This window comes from Pelagivirga sediminicola, assembly GCF_003072125.1.
Lineage (GTDB): Bacteria > Pseudomonadota > Alphaproteobacteria > Rhodobacterales > Rhodobacteraceae > Roseovarius > Roseovarius sediminicola.
Map to the genome: position 1 here is coordinate 1 of NZ_QCYH01000039.1, position 3,982 is coordinate 3,982.

The 3,982-nt window shown below is 61.8% G+C and carries 6 protein-coding genes; 3 read left to right on the plus strand and 3 right to left on the minus strand.

Annotated features, from left to right (window positions below; all coding sequences use genetic code 11):
- Positions 1 to 265: 265 nt before the first annotated feature.
- Positions 266 to 454: a multicopper oxidase domain-containing protein gene (locus DC366_RS19120; protein WP_035746442.1), complete on the minus strand. Its 189-nt coding sequence runs from the start codon at positions 452 to 454 to the stop codon at positions 266 to 268.
- On the minus strand, positions 451 to 795 hold the full coding sequence (locus tag DC366_RS19125) for an ArsR/SmtB family transcription factor (protein WP_035746440.1): 345 nt from the start codon (positions 793 to 795) through the stop codon (positions 451 to 453). The genes DC366_RS19120 and DC366_RS19125 overlap by 4 nt, the downstream gene beginning before the upstream one ends.
- Positions 796 to 851: 56 nt before the next feature.
- On the opposite strand from DC366_RS19125, the gene DC366_RS19130 reads away from it, so the two are divergent.
- The 3 genes from DC366_RS19130 to DC366_RS19140 are packed head-to-tail and all read left to right on the plus strand — an operon-like array spanning position 852 to position 3,454.
- Positions 852 to 1,706, plus strand: a complete 855-nt coding sequence (locus DC366_RS19130; protein WP_036708216.1) for a cation efflux transmembrane domain-containing protein — start codon at positions 852 to 854, stop codon at positions 1,704 to 1,706.
- Positions 1,703 to 2,203, plus strand: a complete 501-nt coding sequence (lspA, locus tag DC366_RS19135) for a signal peptidase II (protein ID WP_009807499.1) — start codon at positions 1,703 to 1,705, stop codon at positions 2,201 to 2,203. The genes DC366_RS19130 and lspA overlap by 4 nt, the downstream gene beginning before the upstream one ends.
- 3 nt (positions 2,204 to 2,206) lie before the next feature.
- The gene (locus tag DC366_RS19140) at positions 2,207 to 3,454 is read left to right on the plus strand and encodes a cytochrome P450 (protein ID WP_047998166.1); all 1,248 of its coding nucleotides are present in this window, start codon (positions 2,207 to 2,209) and stop codon (positions 3,452 to 3,454) included.
- Here DC366_RS19140 and DC366_RS19145 read toward each other — a convergent pair.
- Positions 3,438 to 3,956, minus strand: coding sequence for a cation diffusion facilitator family transporter (locus DC366_RS19145; protein WP_341476707.1), 519 nt, complete (start codon positions 3,954 to 3,956; stop codon positions 3,438 to 3,440). The two genes, DC366_RS19140 and DC366_RS19145, sit on opposite strands and share 17 nt — an antisense overlap.
- Positions 3,957 to 3,982: the final 26 nt, after the last annotated feature.

Genomic DNA, 3,982 nt, shown 5'->3' on the forward strand with positions numbered 1-3,982 from the left:
CCCACATCGACAACCCGACGTTGACAAGACATCATACCATATGATGCTGCGCCGCATCCGAGGTCGGCTTTGAGCCCTTTTTGACGAATGCTGCCGAGCGACTGGACGGCCGCTTCGGCGGACCCGCAGCTTAGCGAGGTGTTCTCCGTTCGGGTCTAGACATACTCCGTAATGCGTTTCAACAAGGCGACACCGGCACCTGATAGAACGCCGCAAGAAGACGTAAGCTCTTGACGACGCCCGGTGTCGAGCGGGTGGGGTCCTGTTATGTGACCGTAAACTGCCCCATCATGCCCGCATCCTCGTGTTCGAGGATGTGGCAGTGATACATGAATGGTGTCTCTTCCGAAGCCAGCTTGTCGAACCTCAGCAGGATTCCGGTCGGACCCTGCACACGGACAACATCTTTCCAACCGATCTGCGCCGAGTCGACCGGCCGTCCGTTCTGACTCACGCCTCACGATAATTGTCACACGCCTCAACACCCTTTGCGACCACGTCGAGAAGTGCGTCCACATCGTTCAGAAGGACCGTGATGCGCGGGTTGCTGATACGGTAACGGATGAAGCGCCCTTCGCGGTCGCTGGCGACAAGCCCGCAGTCCAGCAGGCACCTCAGATGGTTGGAGACGTTGGGTTGCGATAGTTCGGTCCGCTCGACGATCTCGTGAACGGCCAATGGCTCGTTGCAAAGTGCACCGAGGATGGCCAGGCGGCTCGGGTCCGCGAAGCCGCGGAACAGCTTCGCCCGTCGCTCGATGGTTGCGCTCTTGCGGTCATCGACCAATTGCGCCATATCACTCCTCGCTGATATGTTGTTCTTCGATTCATCCTAGCAGGAATAGCGCGACCATGGCCAACACCGAAAATGCCGGATCGACGGCAGATGTCCCGCCCGTCCGTTACCGGGTTTCCGGTATGGATTGCGCCAAGGATGCCGCGCAGATCGAGCGGGCGGCACAGGCAGCCGGGGTCGCGCCCGGCGATGTGAAAGTGTCGGCCGCGACGCACATCATGACACTGACTGCACCCGAAGTGCGCCTGCCGGACATCGAAAAGGCAGTCGCGGTGACAGGCTATGGCTTCGACCGGATCGAGGGCGATGAAGACATTCCGCCGAATCCCGCCCATCAGGACCCGGCCTACCGCCGTGCCCTCTGGATCGTCGTGATCCTGAACGTGGGATACGGGGTCCTCGAAATGATCGGCGGTTTCATTTCCGGATCGCAGGCCGTGAAGGCCGATGCGCTCGATTTCATCGGCGACGGCGCGATCACCTTCCTTGGCCTGCTGGCCATCGGCTGGAGCCTCGCCTGGCGGGCACGGTCGGCCTTGATCCAAGGCATCTTCCTCGGCCTGCTCGGCCTTGGCGTCCTCGGCACGACCATCGTGCGAGTCTTCGAACGGACGACGCCGGATGCAGGTCTAATGGGCCTGCTTGGCATGATCGCCCTTGTCGTCAACGTCATCTCCGTTCTGCCGCTGCTGCGGTTCCGCAAGGGCGACGCGAACATGCGGGCCGTCTGGCTATTCTCGCGCAACGACGCCATCGGCAATGCGGCGGTTGTCGTTGCCGCCGGTCTCGTGGCGTGGCTGGGCAGCGCCTGGCCGGACCTCATCGTCGCCTTCGGCATCGCCGGACTGTTCCTGCACTCGTCTTGGGCAATCATCCGCGATGCGCGGGCCGATCTGAAGGCAGCGGCATGAACAGCCGCGTTCTGGGCGGGCTCTGCGCGATCGCGGCGTTCGGCCTCGATCAGGGTACCAAGGCGCTTGCGCTGAACACACCGGCGCTTGAGCGCGGCGTCGAGGTTCTACCCTTTCTCAATCTCGTGCGGGTTCTGAACGACGGAGTCAGCTTCGGTATGCTGGGCGGGATCGTGCCTTGGTGGGGTCTCATCGCGCTTGCTGGCGTGATCGTGGCATGGCTGCTGATCTGGTTGTGGCGCGCGCCGGACAGGCTGACGGCTGCCGCTCTCGGTCTGATCATCGGCGGCGCGCTCGGCAATGTCCTCGACCGGCTGCGTTATCAGGCCGTCCCGGATTTTCTGGATTTCCATTACGGAACATACCACTGGCCGTCCTTCAATCTTGCGGATGTGGCGATTTTCTGCGGTGCGGCCCTGCTGTTCTGGGACAGCTTCCGCTCGGCGCAGAACAAGCCCGAACGTAACCACCGAGAAGAAAACGTTACGGGGAAATAATCGATGTCCAGCATTCCATCCGCAAAGGGCATCGACAGCACGCTTGCCCTGCTGCGCAACCCATATGAGTTCATTCCGGACACATGCCGCGATCTTGAGGGCGACCTGTTCGAGACCCGCATCCTCTTTCAAAAGACGATCTGCATGACTGGTGCCGCAGCTGCGGAGGTCTTCTATTCCGAGGATGGGCTCGTGCGCGCAGGCTCGATGCCGAAGCGTATCCAGAGAACCCTGCTCGGCGAAAAGGGCATCCAGGGGCTCGATGGCGAGGCCCACCGTCATCGGAAGCGGATGTTTATGTCACTCATGGCGTCGGAGCGGATCGAAGCTCTCGAAAACACGACGCGGGACCTGTTGGACCGCTACGCACGGGACTGGCAAGCGGCGGAGAAGGTCGTTCTCTACGACGAAGTGCGCGAAATCCTCACCAGAGCTGCCTGCGCCTGGTCGGGCGTGCCGCTTCCCGAAGCGGAGGTCGAGACGCGGACGGCGCAGATGACGGCGCTCTTCCAAGACGCCGGGGCGGTCGGCTGGAAGCACTGGGGTGCGCGTCTGGCGCGGCATCGCGCAGAGCGTTGGACAGCCGGGATTATTGAACGGCTGCGCGACGGAAGCCTTCAGACAGGACAGGAAAGCGCCGCCCATGTCGTCGCGACGTGGCGCGATCTGAATGGGGAGCTGCTGACCTCCAAGGTTGCCGCCGTGGAGCTTCTGAACGTAGTACGCCCGATCGTCGCCGTCTCTGCGTTCATCGCCCAGGCGGCGCATGCCCTGCATCGGCATCCCGAGTGGCGGCAAAAGCTGAAGGACGACGAGGGACAGCTCGAACCTTTCGTGCAAGAGGTCCGCCGTCTGTATCCGTTCTTTCCCGCGGTCGCGGCACGGGTGAAGAGTGATTTCGAGTGGCGCGGATATCGCTTTTCCAAAGGGTACAGGGTTCTGCTCGACCTCTACGGCACAAATACCGACGCTCGCTCGTGGGACGCGCCGCAAGAGTTCCGGCCCGAGCGGTTTCACGATCGGGAGGTCACCCCCTACGACTTCATTCCGCAGGGCGGTGGTGATCACCACAGGAACCACCGTTGTCCGGGCGAGTGGATCGCGATCAGCCAGATGAAGGCGTTTTGCAGTTTCTTCGTGAACGCCATCGACTACGAAGTGCCAGATCAGGATCTGGATCTGGAAACCGAAGAACTGCCGCCCATGCCTAAATCCCGGTTCATCATGCGCAACGTCAGGCGTCGGCAGTAGCGTCGGCCTCCTCCGGCTCGACCGACCGCGCATCCTTGGTGGCCTCAAACGCTTCCCACGCAACGTAGGGCACGATCAGAAGCGCCGCGACCGGGTCGGCCCACCACCAGCCCATCCATTGCGTCAGACCGATCCCGGCCAACACCACGATTGTCTGATACTGGCAGATCATGGTGTCCTTGGCATCGTACTTCAGGGCGGGCGCATCGAGCCGTTTGCCATAGCGATACTTGCCCCAGGCGAGGAACGGGTTGACCACGAGCGAAGCACCCAGAATCGCGATACCCCACCAGTTGAAGCCCGGCGCCTTCTGCGAAATGAAGGCGGAGACCGCCTCGTAGAGTAAGCATTCGGCGAAGGCCGTAGGCGCGCCGTATTGATCAGAGGTGTTTGGGTACGGCTTTTGGTTTACGCGGCTTCGGGGCCCATTTTTTGGCAAGATGCTCGAAGTTATCGAGGATGCGGCCGATCTCTGCCTCATCCGGGTCGAACTGTCCCCCATACCATTCCAGCATCTGGCCGTGTTCT